This is a genomic window from Streptomyces sp. DH12 (genome assembly GCF_020873895.1).
Lineage (GTDB): Bacteria > Actinomycetota > Actinomycetes > Streptomycetales > Streptomycetaceae > Streptomyces.
The window spans coordinates 1-403 of record NZ_JAHWGT010001512.1 but is presented as its reverse complement, the minus strand read 5'-3'; the positions used below and the strand labels follow the sequence as shown (position 1 = coordinate 403).

Sequence of the window (403 nt, the reverse complement as noted above, 5' to 3'; positions counted from 1 at the left end):
GCTCAAGCAGATCAGCAACGTCACCATCGTCGGCGTCGGCAACGGCGCGGTCTTCGACCAACTGGGCATCCACATCCGGGAGTCCAGGAACATCATCATCCAGAACGTGACCGTCCGGAACGTCAAGAAGTCCGGCTCGCCCACGTCGAACGGCGGCGACGCCATCGGCATGGAAAGCGGTGTCAGGAACGTCTGGGTGGACCACGTCACGCTGGAGGCGTCCGGCGGTGAGTCCGAGGGCTACGACGGCCTGTTCGACATGAAGGACAACACCCAGTACGTGACGCTGTCGTACAGCGTCCTGCGCAACTCCGGGCGCGGCGGCCTCATCGGCTCCAGCGAGAGCGACACCTCCAACGGGTACGTCACGTTCCACCACAACCTGTACGAGAACATCGACTCC

Annotated in this window: 1 pseudogene; it reads left to right on the top strand. The window is 63.3% G+C overall.

The window, feature by feature from the left end:
* Positions 1-403, top strand: a pseudogene (locus LPA54_RS40815) (pectate lyase); the annotation flags it as partial.